Raw genomic sequence first — 25390 nt, 5'->3', positions numbered from 1 at the left:
CGAAAATCGGTCTAAATTTATCGATCGGCAGGGCGAGCCGTTGCCGCGCGCCCTGCCGGACGCGATTAAAGGGAGAGGATGTAACGGCTAAGGCGGTCTGCCGCCTCTTCGATCTGACGGGGATCGCGCAAGAAACAGGCACGCAGGAAGCTTTCGCCGCCCTTGCCGAAGGCCGATCCGGGCGCCAGCGCAACACCGGTGCGATCGACGATATCCATCGCCGCCTGCCGGCTGTCGGTGATGCCATCGATCTTCAGGAAGGCATAGAGCGCACCTTCCGGCTTCAGCGTCTCGACACGGTTCGTTGCAATCAGGGCATCGCAGAGAAGGTCTCTCGACCTTGCGGCGCGGTCGAAATTCTCGCGCACGAAGCCATCGCCATGGTCGAGGGCCGCAACCGCGCCACGCTGCATGAACTGCGCGACGCCGGAAGTGGAATACTGGATCAGGTTTTCAAAGACCTGTCCGGTTTCCGGGGGCGCCACGATCCAGCCGACCCGCCAGCCGGTCATCGACCAGTTCTTGGAGAAGGAATTGGCGAACAAGACGCGGTCGCCCGGCTCCATGACATCAAGGAAGGAAGCCGCACGCGGTCCTGCTCCGTAGTAATAGAGCGCGTAAATCTCGTCGGCGAGGATCCAGAGATCATGGCGGCGCGCCAGGGCCAGGATGGCGGCGAGATCATCGCGGCTTGCGGTCCAGCCGGTCGGATTGGACGGCGTATTGATGAAGAGCGCCCTCGTCTTCGGCGTGACCGTCGCTTCGAGCGCGTTCATGTCGAGCGACCAGCGGCCCTCGGCAAAGGTCAGCGGCAGGCCGACAGCTCGGCCACCGGCAATCTCTATGGCGGAAACGATGTTGGGCCAGGCCGGCGACAGATAGACCATTTCGTCACCGGGCTCTGTCAGCGCCTGGACACACAGCGCAATCGACTGCATGCCGGAACCGGTCACATAGAAATGCTCCGGCGGCAGGTTCACGCTGAAGTGTCGCGCGTAATATCGCGACAGAGCCTCACGCAAATCCGGAATGCCGCGCTGCCATGTGTAGAAGGTTTCACCCGCGAGAAGCGCATCGCTTGCGGCTCGATTGACAAAATCCGGGCTGGGCAGATCGCCCTCGCCTGCCCAGAGCGGCAGCAGGCCATCACGCCCGCGGGCGTAGTTGATGATTTCGACGATCCCGCTCTCCGGCGCCGCCAGAGCGCGCGGGCTGAGATCCTTGACGAGCGACATGCGGAGCCTCTTTGAAAGTCTTTCAGATGTTCAGGAGCTCTACCCCATCACGCACGGAAAATCCCATGACATTCGGTGAGCACAGAATCGATTCTGGTGATGAATGAAAAAGACCGCAGACTGGCTGCGGTCTTTGGATTGTCTGCAGATACGATCAACGGGTCTTCAGCAGGTCGCGGATTTCCGTCAGAAGCTGGATATCGGCCGGCGGCGGAGCTGCTTCGGCAACCTTCTGATCCTGCTTTTCGAGTGAGGCTCTCAGCGTGTTGACGCCCTTGACCATGAGGAAAATGATCCAGGCCAGGATGAGGAAGTTGATTACCACGGTGATGAAATTGCCGTAGGCGAAGACAGCCCCCTGTTCGCGTGCGGCGGCGAGCGATGTCGCCGTCACTTTCGAGCTCAAGGGCAGGAAGTAGTTGGAGAAATCGAAACCACCGAAGATAACTCCGACGATCGGCATGACGATATCCTGAACCAGAGAATTGACGATCAGACCAAACGCGCCACCGATGATGACGCCGACTGCGAGATCCATGACATTGCCGCGTGCAATGAATGTCTTGAACTCGTTCAGCATTACCCTTCTCCTTCTAAAAAGACAGCAAGACGCGCCCGCCGCCCCGGACACCTCACCTTCCGCATGGTTAATCAAGTTTCGAGCTTTCGAAAACAGTAAATCTGCAATCGCGGAACGGGCATCTTCGACTTAATGTCAAGCTGTAAGCGATTTCAAATGGATGGAAACTCCCTTAAAGTTCCCTCCAGTTCCAGCGCGCCGTTCATGAGGAGGAAGCGTGCTTCCGGGTTGGGTCATTTTCGCATCGGCCTTCGCCTATCTGCTGCTGCTCTTCGCCGTGGCGAGCTATGGCGATCGGAAAAGCCGGGTCTACGGGGTGCCCGCAAGCGGGCGGCCGGTCGTCTATGCGCTCAGCCTTGCCGTCTACTGCACCTCTTGGACCTATTTCGGCGGCGTTGGGCTCGCGGCCGAACGCGGGCTGGAATTCACCGCCATCTATATCGGCCCGATCCTGATGTTCACGATCGGAATGCCGATCGTGAGACGCATCATCGAACTCGCCAAGGCGGAAAAGCTGACCTCCGGCGCCGACTTCATCGCAGCCCGCTACGGCAAGAATCCCATCGTCGGAATGCTGGTGACCGTGATCTGCCTTGTCGGCACGATCCCTTATATCGCACTGCAACTGAAAGCCGTTTCCAATTCGGTCACGGCCATGGTGGACCCGACCGACTACGGCATCGGCACCGGCAATCTCTATTTCGTCGACCTTCCGCTGGTCGTTGCGTTCTTGCTCGCCTGTTTCGCAGTCGTCTTCGGTACCCGCCACACCGACGCGACCGAACACCAGGACGGCCTCATTCTCGCAATCGCCTGGGAATCCGTCGTCAAGTTGGTCGCCTTCTGGACACTCGGGATCTACGTCGTCTTCTTCCTGTTCGACGGGCCGGCCGATCTCTGGCAGAAGGCCGTCGAGAACCAGGCCGTCATGGCGGCCCTGACGCATCATACACCGCCCGGTCGCTGGATCCTGCTGATTGCGCTTTCGGCCTTCGCCATCGTCATGCTGCCCCGGCAGTTCCATGTGACCGTGGTCGAGAACCGCACCACGCGGGAACTGAAGCTTGCCGGCATATTGATGCCGCTCTACCTGGTGGCGATCAATATCTTCGTGCTGCCGGCCGCGATGGGCGGCGTCATGCTGTTCGGCGGCACCGGCGACGCCGATCTCTACGTGCTTTCGCTGCCGCTCACGCACGAGATGCGGTTCGTCTCGCTCATCACCTTCCTCGGCGGTTTCTCCGCCGCCACCGCGATGGTTATCGTCGCGTCCGTGGCACTGGCGATCATGATTTCGAACGACATGGTGCTGCCGATCTTTCTCCGGCAGAAGCTGCTCGTACGGCCCAGCCACCGGGCCGACTTCGCCAAGACGCTTCTCCATATCCGGCGAACCTCGATCTTCGGGGTCATGCTGCTCGGCTATGTCTACTACCGCTCGGCGGACAATTCGACCGGACTTGCCTCGATCGGCCTTCTGGCCTTTGCCGCAATCGCCCAGATCGCACCGTCTCTGTTCGGCGGTCTCTTCTGGCGCCGGGCCAATGCCCGCGGTGCGATCGCGGGCCTCAGTTCTGGTTTCTTCGTCTGGGCCTATCTGCTGTTCCTTCCGAGTTTCGGCGCCGAGGACAACAGCCACATCGCGGCATCGATCCTGAGCTTCCTCTTTCCGGGCATCGACATGTTCACGGGTGCGGAAGCCGATCCGCTGGTCAACGGCACACTGCTCAGCCTGCTGGTCAACACTGCCGCCTTCGTCGCTGGCACGCTCAGCCGCAATCCCAGGCCCGTCGAGCGCATCCAGTCCGGCATCTTCGTCAAGCGTCATCCGCGCACGCAATTTGCCACGCGAGGCTGGAAGACGAGGGTCTCCGTCGGCGATCTCAAGGCCGCCATCGCCCGCTACCTCGGCGACGAGCGCATGCAGCGGTCGTTTCGCAGCTACGAACAGACGGTCGGACGCAGGCTGGACGACGACAGCCCAGCCGACATGGCGTTCATCCATTTCTCGGAACAACTGCTCGGCAGCGCCATCGGCTCGTCCTCCGCACGCCTTGTGCTGTCACTGATCCTGCAAAAGGCCGAGGATACCTCTGCCGATACCGCCTGGCTGCTCGATCAGGCAAGCGAAGCCCTGCAATACAATCAGGACATGCTGCAGACGGCACTTTCGCAGATGGAACAGGGCATCGCCGTCTTCGATGCCAGCAATCGGCTGACCATCTGGAACCGACGCTTCCGCAGCCTGCTCGATTTGCCCGAGCATGTGGGACAGGTCGGTTATCCGCTTGCCGAGATCGTGGCGATGCTGGCGGAACGCGGCGACGTGGCGGCGGGCGAACAGGCACCGCTCGTCCGACGCTTCCAGCAATTCGACACGCCCTTTCAACTGGTGACCTCCGGGGGCGACCGGATCATCGAGGTTCGCTGCAACGCCATGCCCGACAAGGGCATCGTCGCAACCTTCACCGACATCACGAGCCAGGTGGCCGCCGACAAGGCGCTGAAACAGGCGAACGAAACGCTGGAACAGCGCGTGAGCGAACGTACCGCGGAGTTGACCCGGGTGAACCATGCGCTCGCCGAAGCCCGTGCCGCCGCCGACGAGGCCAATATCGGCAAGACGCGCTTCTTCGCAGCGGCCGGCCACGACATCCTGCAGCCGCTCAACGCCGCACGCCTTTATTCCTCCTCGCTGGTCGAAAGGCTCGGCGAGAGCGAGAACAGTTCGCTGGTGCGCAACATCGATTCCGCGCTGGAGTCCGTCGAGATCATTCTCGGCGCCGTGCTCGACATCTCGCGTCTCGACACCGGCGCCATGAAACCGCGTGTAACCTCCGTCGCGCTGCGGGATCTGCTCGAACGAATCGAGACCGACTTCGCACCCATGGCACGCGAGAAGAACCTTAAACTGATCGTCATGCCGACCTCGCTCAGGGTACGCTCAGACCCCAACCTGCTGCGTCGGCTGGTGCAGAACCTCGTCTCCAACGCCATCAAATACACCCCTTCCGGCCGCGTTCTGGTCGGAGCCCGCCGGCAGGGCAAGGAGGTCGCGATCCAGGTGATGGATTCCGGCATCGGCATTCCGTCTTCGAAATTCCGCACCGTCTTCAAGGAGTTCGCACGGCTGGAGGAAGGCATGCGCACGGCCTCGGGCCTCGGCCTGGGCCTTTCCATCGTTGACCGTATCGCGCGTGTGCTCAACCACCCGGTGCAGCTCTCTTCCAAGCAGGGCAAGGGCACAACCTTCCGGGTGCTCATGCCGCTCGACCAGTCGGTGCCGATGGGCAGCGGCGTGGCGGAACTGGCAAGGCAGGACAAGGGTGTACAGCCGCTTCGAGGCCTCAATATCCTTTGCATCGACAACGAACCCAAGATCCTCGAGGGCATGCAGCTCCTGATTTCCGGATGGGGATGCAACATCCGCTGTGCGGGCTCCATTGAGGAACTGGATGCCATCGTCGCCGCGGACAGAGAACCGCCGGACCTCATCATTGCCGACTATCATCTCGGCGACGGCAGCGGCATCGGCGCCATCCTTCGGCTGCGCGCGCTCTATGAACGCGATGTGCCGGCTCTGCTTTTAACCGCGGACCGCACGCTCGAAGTACGGGCGGAAGCCGAGAAACAGAATATCGCGCTCCAGCACAAGCCGGTGCGCCCGGCAGCGCTTCGCGCCTTCATCACACAGATTTCAGCGCTGAAACAGACGGCGGCCGAATAGGAGGCCGTTCGCCGCCGAAGGCGGTCATGGCGCGGTCACCAGGACTTCAACGCTCGCAGCGTCGGCGTCTTCTTCTGGATATGCTCGTCCATACGCGACAGAAGACGATCGAGCAGTTCAACCGCCTGGGCGACAGCAGGGCCTTTGTTCAGCATGACGCATTCTGCGCGGACGGCCATCGCCGCATCGGTCATTTCCCCGCGCGTCGGAATGCCCTCACGCACCAGGTCCTCCAGAACCTGTGTCGCCCATATGGCCGGCACGGAAGCCGCCTCACAGATCCACAGGATCTCCTCCTGCATTTCCGCCAGCCGCTCGAAACCGATTTCCGCGGCAAGGTCGCCACGGGCGATCATAATGCCGAACGGCCCCCTGCGGCGGGCGCGGGCGATCAGTGCCGGCAGATTGCGCACCGCTTCCGGCTGTTCGATCTTGGCGATCAGGCCGAGGCTGCGTGCCCCGACGCCGTAACGCTTCAGCACCTCTTCGAGAAGATCGATGTCTTCCGGACGGCTGACGAAGGAGTAGCCGATGATATCGCCGCACTCGATGACGGTCGCAAGATCGGTCTCGTCCTTGGCGGTGAGGGGCGAAAGGCCGAGCGACGTATCGGGCAGATTGATTCCCTTTTCAGGTTTCAGCCTCGTGCCGCCGGCCTTGGTCTTCTGCACCAGTATCACCGCCTCGCCGTCCGCAAGACTTTCCACCACGGCTTCCAGTTTGCCGTCATCGTAACGCACACGGTCGCCGACGGACAGGCGGGTGACCATTTCCGGAAGCGAGACGCCGGCAGAGAATTTCACCCGGTCGCAAACGCGCGGCTTGCCGGAGGCCACGAGGCGAACTCTGTCGCCAGCGACAAGTCTGGCCTTCTTTTCCGGCAGCACCACTTCTGCCGTGCGGATTTTCGGGCCGGCAATATCCATCAGCACGGCGATTTCGCGGCCGACCGCCGCTCCCGCGGCCCGGACGTGCGCTGCCATGGCCCGCCAGGCTTCCGGTCCGTCATGGGCGCAATTGATGCGCGCCACATCCATGCCGGCCTTTGCCAGGTCGAGCAGAAAATCCGGATTTGTCGCCGCCTCGCTCGGAAGCGTTACCATGATGCGCGTGCGACGGGTGGGATGCGCCGGTCCGATGAGATCGCGTGCGGCTTCGGCAAGACGAACCTCGCCCACAAAGAAATCGGATTCGGACGGCATGGCGACGGGAACCGGCCTGCCTGCAAGCGCACCGAGTGCCCCAATCACCGCATCGAGCGTCGGCAGTACGCGGCTTTCAAGCCTCCCCAGTGAGGAGAGACCCAGACACATCAGGCGCCTTTGCAACGACCGCAGGTCATGGTGGCGGAGCGCGAGATAGTGCGCCAGATTGGCAAGCGCCGGATCAGCCTCCACCGCATCGACCCCAAACTTTTCGATCAGTACTGCCGAGGAGTCGAGGATTTCGGCACGCAGGCCGACGACTTCCTCGAGGAGTGCTTCGACAGGCCTTTCGGTCACATGCTTTGGCAGCGTGTTCATTCCTTGCTCCACTTGGCGATACATCACCGTCCCATAGACGTTGCGGCTTCACCAGAGGGGCGAATGCCGCAGTTACGGGCCGGAAGACCTTCACGCTACTTCGGCTGTTTGACGCAGCGATGACGCCTTCAGCTTACTTTCGCAAAAGCGAAATAAGGTTCGTTGCATGACAGTTTTGTGACGGGTAAGGTCTTCCTTATGCTTCGCGGGGCGGGCGCGGCACACAGGGATGGAGATAGAGAATGGCAAAGAAGAAGATTTACGAGGCTCTTGTCGACGGCGCGTCCGCCGGATTGGTAGATGCTGCATTGTTTGCCTATGTCCAGGAACGCTGCCCGCAGGTAAACAACAAGAAGCTGGTGCGCGCCTCTCTTCTGGCCCTGACCGATCCGCATCTTGCCGACCGTAACATCCTTCAGACAATCTATTCGCTTTCGATCAAGAAACGGCTCGAAGACCTGCATGCCACGGGCTCTGCAACATCGGAGAAGTCAGAGCGCGACAAGAAGGCTCCTCCGGCGGAGCTACAGGGGCTTCATCCCGGCTGAGGCAAGGGTCTGGACAACCCTGTACACCCTCCTTCCGGCCAATAGCGCACCCTCGAAAAGCACCCTAGATTGAGGCTCAAGCATTCGTCGCCAGGGAGGGGCCATGCGGATCGCTTTGCTTTCGGACATTCACGCCAACCGCGAGGCCTACGAAGCCGTGCTCGAAGCGGCCGAACGACAAGGCGCGGCGCGCTACGTCGTGCTCGGCGATATTGTCGGTTATGGTGCTGATCCGGTCTGGTGCACGCGCAAGACCATGGCACTTGCAGAGCGTGGTGCGATCGTGGTGCGCGGCAATCACGATCAGGCGCTGGAGGATACGGCAATTTCCATGAACGAAACCGCGGCAGCCGCCATCAACTGGACGCGCGGTCTGCTGAACACCAACGAACGCGCCTATCTTTCCGGGTTGCCGCTGTCGGAGGAGGATGGAGACCGCCTTTACGTACACGCGAATACGACGACCCCGGGGCGCTTCAGCTATGTGACGGATACCGATGATGCGCTATCGCAGTTTTCCGCCTGCAGCGCCCGGTTGATCTTCTGCGGCCACCTGCACCGCCCGGCGCTCTACTGTCTCGGAGCGAACGACAAGGTATCCGCCTTCACGCCAACCTCTTCCCACGGCATCCCGCTCCTGGCCCACCGGCGCTGGCTTGCCGTCATCGGGTCGGTCGGACAGCCGCGCGACGGAAATCCCGCAGCCGCCTTCAGCATTCTCGACACGGACAAGGGTGAACTCGAATTTCATCGCGTCGGCTACGACATCGAAACCGCAGCGGCGAAAATCCGCGCGGCGGGCCTGCCCGACGGCCTCGCTGCACGACTGGTCAAGGGACGATGACGATGGGAAAGGCGCATCCGGCAAGCGGCAGCGTTATCGACGGCTTCACCATCGGCAATCTTGCCCACAAGGGAGGGATGGCCCGTCTGTTCGAGGTCACTCGACCGGACATCGATTTTCCCATGCTGATGAAGGTGCCTGATATCGGCGGCGGCACCGATCCGGCCATGATCGTCGGCTTCGAGATGGAACAGATGATTATGCCGCGACTCTCGGGTCCGCATGTGCCCCGCTTTGTCGCGAACGGGGATTTCGCGGTTCAACCGTATATCGTCTTCGAAAGACTGCCCGGCGCCTCTCTCTATCCCCTTCTCGATGATCTGCCCCGCGCGGCGGAAGAAGTTGCGATGCTCGGCAACCGCATCGCCACGGCGCTCGCCGATCTGCACCGGCAGAACGTTGTGCATCTCGATATCAAACCCTCCAACATCATGTTCCGCGAAACGGGCGAGGCCGTTCTGGTCGACTACGGCCTTGCCCGGCATCTGCAGCTACCGGATCTGATGCACGAGGAATTCCGGCTCCCCTACGGCACGGCACCCTATATGGCGCCGGAACAGATCCTCGGGGTTCGCAGCGATTTTCGCAGCGATCTCTTCGCCCTCGGAGTCCTGATGTATTTCCTCGCCACGGGCCGGCGTCCCTTCGGCGATCCCCAGCGGATGAAGGGGCTGAAGAAGCGGTTGTGGCGAGACGCCATCCCGCCCCGCCTGCTGAACCCGGATATTCCCAAGGCGTTGCAGGAGGTCATCCTGCGATGCCTCGAGATCAACCCGGCGCGGCGCTATCCGACGGCCGCGCAACTGGCGATGGACCTACAGGATCTTTCGAAGGTGACGCTAACCGCGCGGGCGGAGAAGCTGAAGCGGGACGGTCTCTCCCTCGTCATCAAACGCAGGTTCAATCCGGACCCGATCGAGCTTCTCAAACCGGCGAATGCCGTCGCTAGTCTTGCGAACGCGCCGATCGTGATGGTGGCGATTGACCTGTCGAGTGGATCCGAACCGCTTGCCGATGCCCTGCGGCTCACGGTGGGCCGTATCATCGAAAAGACACCCGACGCCCGCATCGCCTGCCTGAACGTTCTGAAGATCGCGCGCATCAGCCTGGAAAGCGATCTCGACGCAGAGGGCAACAACAAGCATGTGGCACGACTGGTGCAACTCAAGCACTGGGCTGAACCGATGAAGGCGCCCGAGGGGACTGTGACCTACCACGTCATCGAGTCGGTCTCGCCGGCGCAGGCCATTCTCGATTACGCGCGGGACAATATGGTCGACCATATCGTCATGGGGGCGCGCGCGAATTCGGCCATGCGCTCGCTGCTCGGCAGCGTTTCCGGCGAAGTGGCAGCAACCGCTCCCTGCACGGTGACGGTTGTGAGGGTTCGCGGAGCCACCGCAGCGGCGGAATAGGGCGACGCTAGAGCCTGAGTGCCCAAATCGTTGCCGAACGGATCACACCGGCGGCGGCAAGAAGCCGGGCGGATCGGACCGGCTCGAAGCCTTCGATGCGCTTGGTGCCGGCGTAACGTCCTCCATCGGCGAAAACCTCGATGGAACCGTAATCCAGAAAGACGCGGAGACGGCTGACGCGTGCTCCCTCCGCAACGTAGCGCGGCCTCGCGTCGTCATCTTCGCCATAGCGGATGAACAGCCCTGCTTCATCCTGCATCACACCCAGCCGGAGATTGGGATGATCCAGCACAAGATCGAAGGGAGCGCCGGCTTCTGCAAGATCGAACAGAATTTCGACCGCGCCGTTGAGGAAGGTGACGTCGCTGCCGGCCGCAAGGCGCGTCCGGTCCAGAATATGGCTTCTGAGGCTCTCCGCCGCACCGATTGGAGGGGTAAGAAGCTGACCACTCTCCAGCCGTAACGTACGCGGCAAGGTCATGGCGCTCGGGAACTCGATTGTCGGCCCGGTGTCGACCCAGTTGCCGAGCCAGCCGATACCGACGGGCGTCTGGCCGTCCATGAAGGCCTGAAAGGCGTAGTTGTCCGTAGCGAAGTCGAGCTCCCGGCTGAACTCCCGCGAAAAGGTCCGTCCGTCGAACCAGCCGACATCGACCATAGTCAGGTTTCGCCGCCCGGTCTTTTCGTCAAGCGAATGCATCAAGCCGTAGATCAGTGCCCAGCGCGTCTTCGGGTCAGTCGCCTCGCCATCGATCGGCAACAGGCACGGGCATTCGAGCGCGGTCGTGCGATAGCGGCGGTCGACCATCAACTTGCCGCGATAGGTCCAGCCGCTCGCGGCCTGGGAATCATCCGTATCATAAAGCAGGATGACGCCGCCCTCCTCGCTCTGGCTGCCCAGCAACATCTTCCAGAGGCCATCCGGTCCCTTGAAGACATAGGGGTCGCGAAAGTCGAAACTCAGGCCTTCCCCGGCCGGGCGTTGTGCCAGAAGAACGGAAGCTTCCCCAGCGGTAAAGAGATCGGCGGAAGCGGCCGTCATCTGAATCTCCTGCTCGGGCATCCGCTCCGCCACCTTCTCGGTGAAGAAGACACGGATGCCGGGTCCGTTTGGCAAGGGGATCGCCGAGCCCGAGAAAGCACCACCCCGCTTATCCGGGCGTGCCGTCAGGTCCTCCGAAGGAAAGAGGAAAACCGGCATGTGACGCCAGCGCAGGTAATCCGAGGAGACGGCATGGCCCCAATGCATGTTGTTCCACATGCGGCCATGCGAATAATGCTGATAGAAGAGGTGCGGCCGGCCGCCGAAGCGACCGAAACCGTTCGGATCGTTCATCCAGCCGAAAGGTGGGCGGAAGTGATAGCTTGCCGGGAGATCCGGCGGCTGGTTGGCCAGGCTGGTGTGCAAAACTGTAATGCCGGTCTCCAGCACGTCCGCGGCGGTGAACCAGTAGGCGACGGAAACGGCGGTGTCGCGGCTGTCGTAGCGCAATTCGATCGGCCCGCCGCCGAACACCTGATAGATGCGGAAGGAATGTTCCTCGGCATTGATCGCCTGCACCTCCCCGAACTTGCCATTGACGCTGTGCAGCGACACAGATCCGGGCCTTTCCTCGTTCACCGCTTTCAACCAGAGATGCAGCGTCGCGTTAACGGGCAGGTCCGCATGGATGACCCGCATGGTTTCCTCAACTGCATCGTCCGCCTGGTCCATACCGATCACCCTTTCTTCGTTATCCTGTTTTGGAGAGGCAACGACCGCGGCGGCCCCACTGTTCCATGATTTGCGTCACGCAAGCGTCACCAATCCTTCATCCCCCTGTGATCCGGCGATTCTATCGCGACGTCATGTTCCATCCGGACCAGGAGCCGTACCATGCGTCTGATCGTTCCGTTCATCGCCGTGTTTCTGTCTCTCGTCCCCATCTTTCCTTCCGATGCCTACATTTCCGAAACCAGTCATACGACGCTGATCCGCGAGAGGCTGACGGACGCCAACCGATGGCGCGATCATGTGATGGTGGTCGCCCATCGCGCAGGGTGGAAGGAAAACGGCAAGGTCGTACGCGCGGAAAATTCCAGGGACGCCATCGATCATTCCGTGTCGCTGGGCGTCGATATGGTCGAACTCGACGTACGCCGGACGCAGGACGGAGCGCTTGTCGTTATGCACGACGCGACGCTGGAGCGCACGACGACATGTAAAGGCGCGGTCGTGGAACGGCGCCTCGCCGCGTTGAGAACCTGCCGGCTGGTGGTGGAAGGAACGGGCATCGTCACCGACGAGCCGGTGCCGACGCTGGAAGAAATGCTGCTGCACGCCAAGGGCCGCATCCTCGTCAACATCGACAATAAGCTTGAGCCGGAAGACCTGGTGGACATCGTCGATAGCGCGCGCAGGATCGGTATGGCCGACGGCATCCTGATCAAGACGGCGATCTGGAACGAGGAGCGGCTGGAGCGTGCCCGCGCGGTGATGGCGCGGATCGGACCCGATATCGCCTTCATGCCGATCCTTGCAGACGATGCCGTACAGGACAGCGCCTTCGTGGCGAAGGTCGCAGGAGCATTCGACGCTCCCGCCGCCGAAATGATTCACTGGCACAGGGATGCAGCCGAACCTCTGACGGCAACGGGCGGACCGCTTTTTTCCCCGCGCGCCCGGGCAGCGGCAATCCGCGGCAATTTCCACATGTGGATCAACACCTATCCGATCACCGACCGTCCGGAAGGCATGGTCGCCGGGGGGCGCGGTGACGGGATGGCTTGGGCGCAGGGGCAGACGGATGCGGTCTACGGCTTCTGGATCGACCGCGGTGCAACCATCATCCAGACCGACGAGCCAGAAGCCGTGATCGGCTGGCTGGAAGGTCAGGGCTTGCGGCAGTCCTATGCGACGGGAAGTTGACGAAAGCTCCTAAGACGACTGCAAGGGCGTTATTCGTTCGAAACCCTTGGTTCGTTTGAAGTTCATCGCGTGAGAAAAGTTGGCCAGTGCATCGGACGGGTCCAAGCTCGTCAAGTTCAACCGTTCCCAGGTCTCCCTGATGAACCGCACGGACAGTACAGGTGTCTCCTCAAGGTGTCCCGTACTGCTATCAACCATCTGCGTGCGACAAGTGACGTAGACCTCGGAACCGGGCAACAAACTGAAAACATCTCCAGCCACCTTGAACGCCACACTAGCAACGTAGTCCTGATATCGTTCGTTGAACTCCGCAATCGGCATCTTCGTTTCGGAAAGCCTGCCTGAGGCCAGTTGCTTTCTTCTGAACTTCGGTACGATGTCGCTCGTGTGCACGTCCACTACGGCGTGAATGAATTCCCGTGAAATGGCAAACTCAACCGCCAGTCCGACCAGATTGCTCTCACTCAAAGCCTGAAATTCAGCGAGGGCACTTTTGATCGCTTGTGGCTCCCCGTCAACTACCTTACGGGCCATCTCAACATCGTCGGCCCACTCAGACCGACGTTTTTCATGGTCTGCCAATTCCTTCCGATATAAGCGCTCTTCGTCCGCCAAAGCCCGGGTCACCTGACCATCAAGCCGAGCTTTGAGCCATCGCGAACCTCCCCTGAAGAAATGAAAGGCGGAAGGCTTAAAGCGCTCCACCTGACGGGATAGTTCGTCTGACCGAACCGTTGATCGAACTGGTGACGTCGGTTCGGGACTATTGAGTATCGCCCACCAGTTTATCTGCGTTCCGGAAACGTGGTGAAGAGATCCGAGTTTGTCGAGATAGTCCTCCCACTCTGATACGGCATTGGCAGAGGCATCTGACATCTCTTGGCGAAGCGCCTGCTTCTGTCGGCGATGTGCCTCTCTCTCTGCAGCCCGTGATGCAGCTATTGCAGATCGCACGATTCCGCGCCAACCCATTTCCCATCTCCCAACCCAACCCTTCTACTCGTCAACATAGGCGGCGACGCACAACACAATCAATGGCTATTACAACGCAACCAACCAACGAAAAAGGCGGCCGAAGCCGCCTCTATATAAATTAGGGGAGACTAACAGCCTTACGCCGCCTTCTTTTCCTCGGCGTAAGGATCGAACCGTCCGTAGAAGGTCTCTCCCTTGGCCGCCATGTCGATGAGCAGCGGCGTCGGCTTGAAGTGGGCGCCGTAGTCCTTTGCAAGTCGCTCGCAGAGTTCGACGAAGGTCTTCACGCCCATGCCGTCGATGTAGCTCAGCGCGCCGCCGGTGTAGGGCGCAAAGCCGAAACCGAGGATGGAGCCGACATCGGCTTCGCGCGGGTCGATGACGATGCCTTCCTCGACGGTGCGAGCAGCTTCCAGCGCAATCGTTGCGAGGAAACGTTCCTGCAGCGTCTTGATGTTGACGTCCTCGGCCTTCTTCTGCGGGTAGAAGTCCTTGAGGCCCGGCCACAGGAACTTCTTGGCCGGCTTTGCCGGATATTCGTAGAAGCCCTTGCCGTTCTTGCGGCCGAAGCGTCCTTCCTTCTCGACCATGCGGGAAACGAGTTCCATATGGCGCGGATCGATGGCCTTCTCGCCGAGATCGGCGACAGTCGCCTTCAGGATCTTGAGCGAGAGATCGATCGCCACTTCGTCATTGAGCGACAGCGGGCCGACCGGCATGCCGGCGAACTTCGCGGCATTCTCGATCATGACCGGGGGCACGCCCTCGATCAGCATGTTGTAGCTTTCCGACATGTAGCGCAGCACGCAGCGATTGACGAAGAAGCCGCGGGTATCGTTGACGACGATCGGGGTCTTCTTGATCGCGGCAACGTAATCGAGTGCGACGGCCAGTGCCTTGTCGTCCGTTTCCTTGCCGAGAATGACCTCGGTCAGCATCATCTTCTCGACCGGCGAGAAGAAGTGAATGCCGATGAAATCGACCGGACGCTTCGAATTCTTCGCCAGACCCGTGATCGGCAGCGTAGAGGTGTTGGAAGCGAAGATCGCGCCTTCCGGCAGAACGGCCTCGACCTTCTCGATGACGGCCTTCTTGACGTCACGATCTTCGAAGACGGCTTCGATGACGAGGTTGGCATCCTTCAGGGAGCCATAGTCATCCGTCGGCGTAATCAGCGAAAGCAGCGCCTCGCCTTCGTCCTTGCTCATCTTACCCTTGCCGACGGCACCAGCCACCAGTCCTTCGGACACGGTCTTGCCCTTGCCGGCGGCCTCCATGTCGCGGTCGATCAGCACGACCGGAATGCCTGCGGCAGCCGTTACGTAGGCGATGGAAGCGCCCATGAAACCTGCGCCGACAACGCCGACCTTCTTCAATTCGGTCTTGCCCGCGCCTGCCGGACGACGGGCGCCCTTGCCCAGTTCCTGCATGGAAACGAACAGCGAGCGGATCATCGAGAAGGCTTCGGTCGTCTGGACAATCTGGGTGAAATAACGCTGTTCGATCTTCAGGCCCGTATCGAAGGGAACCTGCAGACCTTCATAGACGCATTTCAGGATAGCCAGGGCGGCCGGATAGTTGCCGGCAGTCTCGCGGCGCAGGACTGCCGGAGCAGCCGGCCAGAGCTGTGCTGCGGCAGGCGTCCAGATACCGCCGCCCGGAGCCTTGAAACCCTTTTCGTCCCAGGGAGCCACAGCTTTCAGGCCATCCTTTATCATCTGCTTGGCGGCCGGGATCAGCTGATCGGGCTCGACCACCTGATGCACGAGGTTCATGGCCTTGGCGCGCGATGCAGTCAGGCTCGAGCCCGTCGTCATCATCTGCAGCGCATCCTGCGTGTTGGCAAGGCGCGAGACGCGCTGGGTGCCACCGGCGCCTGGGAAGATCCCGACCTTGACCTCGGGCAGAGCGAGCTTCACCGACTTGGAATTGGAAGCAACACGGCCATGGCAAGCCAGCGAAAGTTCGAAGGCACCGCCCATGCAGGTGCCGTTGATCGCGGCGACCCACGGCTTGCCGCAGGTCTCGATCTTGCGCCACAGCCAGGTCATGCGGCCGGCAGCGTCAAACAGCTTCTTCACGGCTCCGGCAGGGTCCTTCGCCTTTTCCTCCTCGAGCATGGAGAACATGCCCTTAATCATGGTGAGGTCGGCGCCGCCGGAGAAGGTCTTCTTGCCGGAGGTGAAAACCACGCCCTTGACGCCGGCATCGGCCACGGTCTGGTCGACGATCTTCTCGATCTCGTCCATGACTTCGACGGTGAAGACGTTCATCGACTTGTCGGGCATGTCCCAGGTGACAAGGGCAATGCCGTCTGCGTCGGTCTCGATGGTGAAGTTCTTGTAGGTCATTGCTTCCTCCCAGAAATCAGACGCGTTCGATGACGGTTGCGGTGCCCATGCCGGCGCCGATGCAGAGCGTGACGAGTGCCGTATTCAGGTCACGGCGCTCCAGTTCGTCCAGCACCGTGCCGAGAATCATCGCGCCGGTGGCACCGAGCGGATGGCCCATGGCGATCGCACCGCCGTTAACGTTCATCTTCGAGTGGTCGACTTCGAAGGCCTGCATGAAGCGAAGCACGACAGCGGCGAAAGCTTCGTTAAGCTCAAACAGGTCGATATCCGAAATCTTCATGCCGGTCTTGGCGAGGAGCTTCTCGGTGACGTCGACCGGGCCGGTCAGCATCAGCGCCGGATCGGAACCGATATTGGCGAAAGCCCTGATACGGGCGCGGGGCTTGATGCCCATGGTCTCGCCGCCAGTCTTCGAGCCGATCAGCACGGCGGCCGAGCCATCGACAATGCCCGACGAGTTACCGGCGTGATGGACATAGTTGATGCGTTCGATTTCGGGATGGGCCTGGATGCCGACGGCTTCGAAGCCGCCCATTTCACCCGGCATCTGGAACGAGGGCTGAAGCTGGGCCAGAGCCTGCATGTCAGTGCCCGGCCGCATGTGCTCATCCTTGTCGAGGATGGTCAGGCCGTTGATGTCCTTCACCGGAATGACGGACTTGGAGAAGTAACCCTTTTCCCAGGCATGGGCGGCGCGCTTCTGGCTTTCCACGGCATAGGCGTCGACATCATCGCGGCTAAAGCCGTATTTGGTGGCGATCAGGTCTGCGGAGACGCCCTGCGGCATGAAATAGGCCGGGAAGTTGACCGACGGGTCCATGTACCAGGAGCCGCCCGACATGCCCATGCCGACGCGGGACATGCTCTCGACGCCGCCTGCAATGACGATATCGTCCGAGCCCGCCTTCACCTTGCCGGCGGCGAAATTCACGGCATCGAGACCGGATGCGCAGAAGCGCGAAATCTGCATGCCCGGGGCCTTGTTCGAATAGCCCGCCTCGAAAGCCGCCGCCTTCGGGATCACGGCGCCGGCGTCCATCACCGGATCGACGCAGCCCATGATGATGTCGTCGACGGTCGCGGTATCAAGACCGTTGCGGTCGCGGATCGCTTCCAGCGACTTGGCCGCAAGACGCACGGACGGCACTTCGTGCAGCGAGCCGTCCTTCTTGCCGCGCCCGCGCGGCGTGCGCACGTGGTCGTAAATGAAGACTTCTGTCATCGTTCTCTCTCCCTTTGGCGCTCAAGCGCCGAATTGTTGCTGGCCATACGATGATGGCCCCTTCATCCGCCTGCCGGCACCTTCTCCCCGTCCTGACGGGGAGAAGGACGATTGCCGACCTCTCCGTGCCGCATTTAGGGCAAGTTCCCTCTCTCCGTGCACGGGGAGAGGGCCAGGGTGAGGGGCAAATCCTCAGAATGCTTCCGCCGTCATCTCCATCAGGCTGTCGCTGCCAGCCTCGATACGGGTCTTGCGCAGTGCCGTTTCCGGCATGATCTTCTCCATGTAGAAGCGGCCGGTCAGAAGCTTGTTCCGGTAATAGTCTGCATCGCCATTGCCGGCGGCAAGAGCCTCGTTGGCGGATTTCGCCATCTTCGCCCACATGTAGCCGAGGACGACGAGGCCGAAGAGGTGCATGTAGTCGGTGGAGCCGGCACCGGCATTGTCCGGCTTGGCCATGGCGTTCTGCATGAACCACATGGTCGCGGCCTGCAGGTCGTTCAGGCCCTTCTTCAGTCCCTTGGTGTAGAGGACGAGGTTCTCGTCGCTGCGGTTTTCCTCGCAGAAGGCACCGATCTCGTTGAACAGCGCCATGACGGCGCGGCCGCCGTTCATGCCGAGCTTGCGGCCGACCAGGTCGAGCGCCTGAATGCCGTTTGCGCCCTCATAGATCATGGCGATACGGGCATCGCGGACATACTGGCTCATGCCATGTTCTTCGATATAGCCGTGACCGCCGAAGACCTGCTGCGCCATGACGGCGTGATCGAAGCCCTTGTCCGTCAACACGCCCTTCAGGATGGGCGTCATCAGGCCAAGCAGATCGTCGGCTGCCTGCTTTTCCTTCTCATCGCCGGAGCGATGGGCGATATCGGACTGCAGCGCGGTCCAGAGCGTGAAGGCGCGGCCGGCTTCGGTGAAAGCCTTGATGGTCAGGAGCGAACGGCGAATGTCCGGATGGACGATGATCGGATCGGCCTTCTTGTCCGGCGCCTTGACGCCGGAAAGCGAACGACCCTGAATGCGCTCGCGGGCATAGTTGGCGGCGTTCTGGTAGGCGACTTCGGCAATGGAAAGGCCCTGCAGGCCGACGCCGAGTCGGGCCTCGTTCATCATGACGAACATGGCGGAGAGGCCCTTGTTTTCCTGACCGATCAGGAAGCCGGTCGCCTCGTCATAGTTCATGACACAGGTGGCGTTGCCGTGAATGCCCATCTTGTGCTCGATCGCACCGCAGGAAACGCCGTTGCGCGCACCGAGCGAACCGTCTTCGTTGACGATGTATTTCGGCACGATGAAGAGCGAGATGCCCTTGGTTCCCTCGGGCGCGCCCTCGATGCGGGCAAGCACCAGATGAATGATGTTGTCGGTCATGCCGTGTTCGCCGGCGGAGATGAAGATCTTCTGGCCGGAGATCCTGTAGCTGCCGTCGCCGTTCGGAACGGCCTTGGTGCGCAGCAGGCCGAGGTCGGTGCCGCAATGGGGTTCCGTCAGGTTCATCGTGCCCGACCAGGTGCCCTCGACCATCTTCGGCAGATAGGTCTGCTTCTGCTCTTCCGAGCCGTGGACGAGGATGGCTGCAATCGCGCCCTGGGTCAGTCCGGGATACATCATCAGTGCCATGTTGGCGGACGACATGTATTCGCCGACAGCGGCGTGAAGGGTGTAGGGCAGGCCCTGCCCGCCGAATTCCTGCGGCACGGCAAGGCCGATCCAGCCGCCCTGGCAATAGGCATCATAGGCTTCCTTGAAACCCTTCGGAACGCTGACGCTCGCATCGTCGTGGCGCTTGCATCCTTCCTGGTCGCCGGAAAGGTTGAGCGGGAAAAGTTGTTCCTCTGCAAGCTTCGCGGCCTCCCCGACGATCGCTTCGACCATGTCCGGCGTCGCATCCTCGAACCCGGGCAGGTTGTGGTAGCGCTCGAGGCCAAGAACATTGTTCAGAACGAAAAGCGTGTCGTTTACGGGAGCCTTGTAGACAGGCATGGATCATCTTCCTCCGAGACTTGAAACCGGGCAGGCCGGCATAGTTCATGCTTATACAAATAATTGACGTGCGCGTAAACGTCAAAATCTGGATGCAACCGCATTTTTGCTGTGCTGACACTCCCCCACACCTCACCCGAAGGAGTTAATCCGCCCACTAGCCGCCGGATCTTATCGCTCAAACGTTAAAAAATTTTCAGGCAGGTTAACGGCTTGTTTACCACGTTTCATGAATTGTGGCCGGAGAAAGGTGATGATCCGCAATCCGTGATCGCATTGAGTCGGCACCACCGCCGAAACAGGCGAAAATGCGCATCGTCGGCCCCAATTGTTCACCTTCAGCCCAACCGAAGGTGCATTTTCGAAGCGAGCAAGACCATGAACGGATCGCGATCCACTTCTTCCCGCCCCGGCGGATCTTCGTCGCTTGATGCGCTGAGCCGCACGATCGAGGGATTGGAAGCGAGGATCGAAGGACTGATGGGAACCACCTCGTCTCGCGGACGTCTCGCGGAGGACATTGCGCGCGAAGCCTATCGTGAGCGCGGCGACGATCGCTATGCGCGGCCCGCGCGCGAAGCCTCGACGGATCCGCTTGCCGAAATACGCCAGCGCCAGCGCGCTCTGGAAGACAGCCGCCAGCGCCCCGCCGAGCGGACGACTGCTGGTTACGGCCGCGCTTACGACCCGCAGGAAGACCGCCCGCGGCAGGCGCCGTTCCGCCAAAACCCACCCTCGCCTTACGGCGCGGCTTCGGCAGTCGCGAGCCCTGACACCATGACCCGTGAAATCACGCAGGCCCTGCTCGGATTGCGCCAGGAACTGAAGCAGGACATTTCCGAGAGCCTTTCGCGCGAAGTCGGCACCCTGCGCGCAGAGATGCGCAGCATACGCGCGCTCGCCGAAGACCAGCGGCCCTCGGAGGCGTTGCGCAACGATATCGCCCGTCTCGCAGAGAGCATTCAGCATCTCAGCCTGTCACGCGCTCCGGGCGCTGACGGTCTGCGCGAGGAATTCGAGGAGCTTCGCTCTCTCATGGACGGACTTGCCCGCGAGGATTCCGTGCGCCGCATGGACAATCGCTGGAGCCATATCGAGGAAAAAATCAGCGACGCCGATCCGGCTGCAATGCGCGAGGAACTGGTGCGTCTTGCAGACCGTCTCGACGACATCAAAAGCCATATCGGACGCACCGGCGACAACCGCGCCCTCCACGCGCTCGAAGACAAGCTGATGAAGGTCGCGACCGCGCTCGAGCAGATCGGTTCGCATATCGACCCCAGCGAGCGGATGATGAGCGAACAGTTCGCCGGCATCGACATGCGGCTGGACGAGATCAGCCGCGCCATCGTGGCCAGCGCACGTAATTCCGGCGGCCCGGACAACGGCTTTTTTCAGCGTCTCGAAGACCGGATTACCGGACTCGCCCACCAGATCGAGGCCTTTGCCAATCGTCGGGCCACCGAAGAACAGCCTGCCTCGGATCTTGCCCGGCGCATCGAGTCGCTGACCGGCCGCATCGAGCAACTGTCCGAAGCCCGCACCGCAAGCCATCTCGAGGAACGGCTGGACATGCTCTCGCACATGCTGGAGCGCACCCAGGCGCCGGTGCCGCAGCCGGAACTGACCGGCTATCTGGCTGACATCTCCCGCAAGATCGACGCTTTGGATCACGGCGCCGTCAACGACAGGCTGGCAGACAGGCTGGAGCTTCTCGCACGCCGCATCGAAGGACTGGAAGTACCGCAGCCCGCCGTCGCGCGTATCGACGACAGCCTGTTGCGCGGGCTCGAGGACCGTCTGAATGCCGTGGTCGACCGCATCGAGGAGAATGCCGGCGTACCGGCCGGCGAAAGCGCCAGCCTGCGGGGACTGGAAGAGCAGATTGCCCATCTTTCCACGCTGATCGCCAGGCCGTCGACGGGTGGCGGCATAGATGATGCGGTTGCGGAACGTATCTCGGCGCTCGAAGACTATATGGCGACGAGTGACGAATACATCATCGAAGCCGCCCGGCAGGCCGCCGAGACCGTTATGGAAAGCTATGCGCAGCGGCTTCCGGCGCAAGGGGCCGCCGGGTTGGCGGATATCGCCGCACTCTCGGCGCTTTCAGAGCATCTGCGCAATCTTGAGGATTTCAGCCGGAACTCCGAGGAACGCACTCATCGCACCTTCGAAGCGCTGCACGATACCCTTGTGCAGATCGCGAACCGGCTCGACCAGATCGATGACCGCACGGCCCATTTCGAGGAGCCACAGGTTCCCTTCCGCCAACCGTCGCAATCCGTCGAAACGCCCTCTATGGCAGAGGAACCGTCGATCCGGGCTCCCCTCGCCGCTCATGCCATGGAAACGGCAGACACCGGCCGGAATGATGTTCCACATATCGAGGCGCCAGCCGTCGAAGCGACGATGACGGCCCTGCCAGTCATCGAGGCAGCGCGATCCGACAGGAAACCGGGCAAGCCGAGCCTGCTCGCCGGATTGGGCAAGCGCTTCCTTCCCGGCCAGAAGAAGAATGAGGAGCCGGTGGCAGGCCGGCAGGTGATCGATCCGACGCCGTCGATCGATCCCTCCGATATGCTGCCGCCTGAACAGGCAAACGAACTGCTGGAGCCCGGCTCCGGGGCTCCCGACGTCCGCAAGATCCTGGAGCGCGTGCGCGCCAGCCAGGCGAAGAACGAGAGCGGTGCTCCCGCAGGAGAGGCAGACCGGGCCGACTACATCGCCGCCGCTCGGCGCGCAGCGCAGGCCGCCGCCCAGGAAATGGACCTCAGCCAGAAGAGTGTGCGCGGCGCCAAGCCCGGCGCCGCCGCGCTTACGGGCTTTGCCCGTTATCGCCGTCCGATCCTGATGGCCGTCGGTGCAATCCTGCTCGCCGCCATGGCAATGCCGCTCGTCACGACCCTCATCCGTGGCGAGAAGGCGCCGCCCGTCGTCATCGAGACGCCGAAGCCGCAGGAAAGCGGCATGGCGCCGGCCACCGCACCCGTGGAAGAGCGGCCGGAAACCAATGTCGCCGCGGCCATCGCTCCGCCCGCTTCAGAGGCAACCGGCGCTTCCGAACCCGTTCCGGCGGCTCCGGTTGCACGTGTGGAACAGGCGCCGCTTGACAGCGGCGACGCTCTTTCGACGCTACAGCCCGCGACCGAGGACAGCCAGCAGGACAGCGCCGCCTTCGCGCCTGCGACCGGAGAGGCCCAGACGGCAGAGACGACGGACAACACGCCGGTGCAGCCTCCGCAGTCGGAAACCGCTCCGGCCGTCGCGATTGTCGTTCCGGACGCAATCTCGCCGCCCTCGCTTGCCATTGCCGCGAAGGAAGGCGATCCGATCGCACTTTTCGAAATCGGAGCCCGCTATACGGAAGGCCGCGGTGTGGCCAGCGATTTCGCCGAGGCGGCAAAATGGTATCAGCTTTCCGCTGACCGCGGCTTCGTGCCGGCGCAATACCGGCTCGCCAACCTCTACGAAAAGGGCACAGGCGTTCCACGCGACATCGCCAAGGCCAAGAGCCTCTACCAGCAGGCGGCTGAAGCGGGCAATGCCAGCGCCATGCACAATCTCGCCGTGCTCTTCGCATCCGGCGCCGATGGCGGCCAGGACTATGCAAAGGCGGTGGAATGGTTCTCGAAGGCCGCCGAATACGGCGTATCGGACAGCCAGTTCAACCTAGCCATCCTCTATGCGCGCGGCAACGGCGTGCAGCAGGATCTCGAGGCTTCCTACAAGTGGTTCGCGATCGCAGCGAGAGACGGTGACAAGGACGCAGCGCAAAAGCGCGACGAGGTCGCGAACGCCATGCGGCCGGAACAGCTCGAGCGCGCCCGCGCGCAAGTCGATCTCTGGAAGCCGAAGCCGCTCAACCCAGATGCCAATACGGCCAACACACCGGACGAATGGGCAGGCAAGGGCCTGAAGACCGCGAGCGTCGACATGAAGAAGGCAATCCGCAACATCCAGGCGATCCTGAACAAGAACGGTTTCGACGCTGGCACACCCGATGGCATGATGGGAGCCAAGACCACCGCCGCGATCAAGGCCTTCCAGACCTCGATCGGCGAGCAGCCGACGGGTCAGGTCACCGACAAGCTGGTGAATGCGCTGCTGGAACGCAACAAATAGTCGCTAACGGTCATAAAAATCGGAAAATGCCGGCGTATGGCTTGAGCGCGAATTGACTTGACCGGCCTGTGAGCGCAAGAGAAATGACGGGGATCAAGTCCGGCAAGGACTTGAGCCCGTTTAGCTTTTGCCTGAGACCGGCCGCATTTCCGATCCCGTTTTGTACCAGCTCGCTCCGGCGGGCAGACGCATTCAGAGGCCCGAGCGTGACGATCTACCTGCCGATAGCAGAATTGTCGGTGAACATCTTCATCATTCTCGGGATGGGCGCGGCAGTCGGTTTCCTTTCCGGCATGTTCGGCGTCGGCGGCGGCTTCCTGATTACGCCGCTCCTGATCTTCTACAATATCCCGCCGGTGGTTGCCGTTGCGACGGGTGCCAATCAGGTGGTCGCCTCCTCGGTTTCCGGTGCAATTACCCATTTTCGCCGCGGCACGCTGGACGTGAAACTCGGCACGGTGCTGCTGATCGGGGGCCTAGCGGGCGCCTCGGTCGGTGTCGTGATCTTTTCCTGGCTCCGGCGGCTCGGCCAGCTCGACCTTGTCATCTCCCTGCTCTACGTCGTCTTTCTCGGCACGGTCGGCGCCCTGATGCTGATGGAAAGCCTGAATGCCATGCGGCGGGCCGCGAAAAACCAGCCGATCAGCCTGAAACGACCGGGGCAGCACAACTGGGTGCATCGCCTGCCGTTCAAGATGCGCTTCAAGAAGTCGAAGATCTATTTGAGCGTCCTGCCGGTGCTCGGTCTCGGCTTCGCCATCGGCATCCTGACCTCCGTCATGGGCGTCGGCGGCGGCTTCATCATGGTGCCGGCGATGATCTATCTCCTGCGCATCCCGACAAGCGTGGTCGTCGGCACGTCGCTGTTCCAGATCATCTTCACCACCGCCTTCACCACTGTGATGCAGGCCGCGACCAACTATTCCGTCGACATCGTGCTCGCCTTCATCCTGATGCTTGCCGGCGTGATCGGCGCGCAATACGGCGTTCGCGTCGGCCAGAAGCTGCGCGGCGAACAATTGCGCGCCCTGCTAGGCCTGCTGGTCCTTGCCGTGGGCCTGAGGCTCGCCATCGAATTGGTGGTGACGCCGGACGACCTCTATTCGATCGCGATCGGAGGCTGACATGCGCAGGCTCCTCGCAACGCTCTCCATCGCAGCCGGCCTCTTCTCCGCCTCCCACGGTCTCGCGCAGATACCGCTTGCCGGCGACATGATGGGTAAGGAAGGCCTGGATATCGGGACATCGACCAGCGAAATCGCCATCACCTCGGATTTTCGCGGCGCAGACCTTACGATCTTCGGGGCGCTCACCAATGCCGATCAATTGCTGCTGGCCATCGGCCAGTACGACGTTGTGGTGACGCTGGAGGGCCCGCGGGAAGAAACGACGGTACGCCGCAAGGACCGGCTGTTCGGCATATGGATGAACCGGACCTCGATGACCTTCGAGCGGATGCCGATCTCCTATTCGCTGGCGAGTACCCGCCCGGTGGAACAGATCGCGCCGGCTCAGACACTGACGGGTCTCGGCATCGGCATCGACCATCTGTCGCTGACGCCGACCGGCTATATCAGCTACGACGCCAACCTCACCGAATTCCGCGACGCCTTCCGTCGCATCAAGCAGTCGCACGGGCTCTACCAGCGCGACACCAACGGCGTCCGCTTCGTCAGTTCCAGCCTGTTCAAGGCGACGCTGCGGCTACCGGCAAACATTCCCGATGGCGTACACATCGTGCATGCCTATTTGTTCAAGACCGGCGAATTCATCGGCGAGAAGGAACTGGCGCTGCGGGTCATCAAGACTGGTATCGAGGATTCGATTTCGAGAGCCGCCCACGAAAATCCCCTCTCCTATGGCATGCTTTCCGTACTTCTGGCGTTGGTCACCGGCTGGGGTGCAAGCCTGTTGTTCCGCAAGGATTGATAGCGAGTTCCCGCATCCA

The 25390-nt window shown here is 61.7% G+C and carries 16 protein-coding genes; 8 read left to right on the top strand and 8 right to left on the bottom strand.

All coding sequences use genetic code 11. From position 1 onward, the window contains the following. Positions 1-65 precede the first annotated feature (65 nt). On the bottom strand, positions 66-1235 hold the full coding sequence (locus ACLBKR_RS00875; protein ID WP_113338312.1) for a pyridoxal phosphate-dependent aminotransferase: 1170 nt from the start codon (positions 1233-1235) through the stop codon (positions 66-68). 154 nt (positions 1236-1389) lie between these two features. Next, entirely contained in the window at positions 1390-1815 is a 426-nt protein-coding gene (mscL, locus tag ACLBKR_RS00870) for a large conductance mechanosensitive channel protein MscL (protein ID WP_112827812.1), read from the bottom strand. 217 nt (positions 1816-2032) lie between these two features. Between mscL and ACLBKR_RS00865 the strand changes: the two genes are divergently transcribed. Then, positions 2033-5542, top strand: coding sequence for a PAS domain-containing hybrid sensor histidine kinase/response regulator (locus ACLBKR_RS00865; RefSeq protein WP_113438944.1), 3510 nt, complete (start codon positions 2033-2035; stop codon positions 5540-5542). A gap of 35 nt (positions 5543-5577) precedes the next feature. Here ACLBKR_RS00865 and ACLBKR_RS00860 read toward each other — a convergent pair whose 3' ends face one another. Continuing rightward, positions 5578-7065, bottom strand: coding sequence for a pyruvate kinase (locus tag ACLBKR_RS00860; RefSeq protein ID WP_113437192.1), 1488 nt, complete (start codon positions 7063-7065; stop codon positions 5578-5580). A 242-nt stretch (positions 7066-7307) separates the two neighbouring features. Here ACLBKR_RS00860 and ACLBKR_RS00855 point away from each other — a divergent pair, with 242 nt between their 5' ends. From ACLBKR_RS00855 to ACLBKR_RS00845, 3 genes are all read left to right on the top strand, one after another. After that, on the top strand, positions 7308-7613 hold the full coding sequence (locus tag ACLBKR_RS00855; RefSeq protein ID WP_113425305.1) for a hypothetical protein: 306 nt from the start codon (positions 7308-7310) through the stop codon (positions 7611-7613). A 103-nt stretch (positions 7614-7716) separates the two neighbouring features. After that, positions 7717-8457: a metallophosphoesterase family protein gene (locus ACLBKR_RS00850; protein WP_113486057.1), complete on the top strand. Its 741-nt coding sequence runs from the start codon at positions 7717-7719 to the stop codon at positions 8455-8457. A gap of 2 nt (positions 8458-8459) precedes the next feature. Continuing rightward, positions 8460-9872 (top strand): bifunctional serine/threonine-protein kinase/universal stress protein, encoded by a 1413-nt coding sequence (locus ACLBKR_RS00845; RefSeq protein ID WP_113338317.1) that lies wholly within the window; start codon positions 8460-8462, stop codon positions 9870-9872. Positions 9873-9879: 7 nt separating this feature from the next. On the opposite strand, the gene ACLBKR_RS00840 is transcribed toward ACLBKR_RS00845, so the two are convergent. After that, positions 9880-11586 carry a GH32 C-terminal domain-containing protein gene (locus ACLBKR_RS00840; RefSeq protein ID WP_113486055.1) on the bottom strand — a complete coding sequence of 569 codons (1707 nt, stop codon included), beginning with the start codon at positions 11584-11586 and terminating at the stop codon, positions 9880-9882. A gap of 162 nt (positions 11587-11748) precedes the next feature. On the opposite strand from ACLBKR_RS00840, the gene ACLBKR_RS00835 reads away from it, so the two are divergent. Continuing rightward, positions 11749-12780, top strand: coding sequence for a glycerophosphodiester phosphodiesterase family protein (locus ACLBKR_RS00835; RefSeq protein WP_113448255.1), 1032 nt, complete (start codon positions 11749-11751; stop codon positions 12778-12780). Between the two features lie 9 nt (positions 12781-12789). Here ACLBKR_RS00835 and ACLBKR_RS00830 read toward each other — a convergent pair whose 3' ends face one another. The 4 genes from ACLBKR_RS00830 to ACLBKR_RS00815 form a co-directional block, all read right to left on the bottom strand. Further along, the gene (locus tag ACLBKR_RS00830) at positions 12790-13752 is read right to left on the bottom strand and encodes a hypothetical protein (protein WP_162757781.1); all 963 of its coding nucleotides are present in this window, start codon (positions 13750-13752) and stop codon (positions 12790-12792) included. Between the two features lie 140 nt (positions 13753-13892). Beyond that, positions 13893-16106, bottom strand: coding sequence for a 3-hydroxyacyl-CoA dehydrogenase NAD-binding domain-containing protein (locus tag ACLBKR_RS00825; protein ID WP_113448257.1), 2214 nt, complete (start codon positions 16104-16106; stop codon positions 13893-13895). A gap of 16 nt (positions 16107-16122) precedes the next feature. Further along, a complete protein-coding gene (locus ACLBKR_RS00820) occupies positions 16123-17331 on the bottom strand; it encodes an acetyl-CoA C-acetyltransferase (RefSeq protein ID WP_112827802.1) in 1209 nt (402 codons plus the stop codon). A 192-nt stretch (positions 17332-17523) separates the two neighbouring features. Beyond that, complete coding sequence (locus ACLBKR_RS00815; RefSeq protein WP_414900273.1) at positions 17524-19317, bottom strand: acyl-CoA dehydrogenase C-terminal domain-containing protein; 1794 nt, start codon at positions 19315-19317, stop codon at positions 17524-17526. Positions 19318-19695: 378 nt separating this feature from the next. Between ACLBKR_RS00815 and ACLBKR_RS00810 the strand changes: the two genes are divergently transcribed. From ACLBKR_RS00810 to ACLBKR_RS00800, 3 genes are all read left to right on the top strand, one after another. After that, complete coding sequence (locus ACLBKR_RS00810) at positions 19696-23442, top strand: peptidoglycan-binding protein (protein ID WP_414900271.1); 3747 nt, start codon at positions 19696-19698, stop codon at positions 23440-23442. Positions 23443-23648: 206 nt separating this feature from the next. Continuing rightward, entirely contained in the window at positions 23649-24566 is a 918-nt protein-coding gene (locus tag ACLBKR_RS00805; protein WP_112827799.1) for a sulfite exporter TauE/SafE family protein, read from the top strand. Between the two features lies 1 nt (position 24567). After that, positions 24568-25371: a TIGR02186 family protein gene (locus ACLBKR_RS00800; RefSeq protein WP_112827798.1), complete on the top strand. Its 804-nt coding sequence runs from the start codon at positions 24568-24570 to the stop codon at positions 25369-25371. Positions 25372-25390: the final 19 nt, after the last annotated feature.

The sequence above is a fragment of the Paenirhizobium cremeum genome (assembly GCF_047553425.1).
In the GTDB taxonomy this organism is placed as follows: Bacteria; Pseudomonadota; Alphaproteobacteria; order Rhizobiales; family Rhizobiaceae; genus Allorhizobium; species Allorhizobium cremeum.
This window is presented reverse-complemented; position numbering and strand designations above follow the sequence as displayed.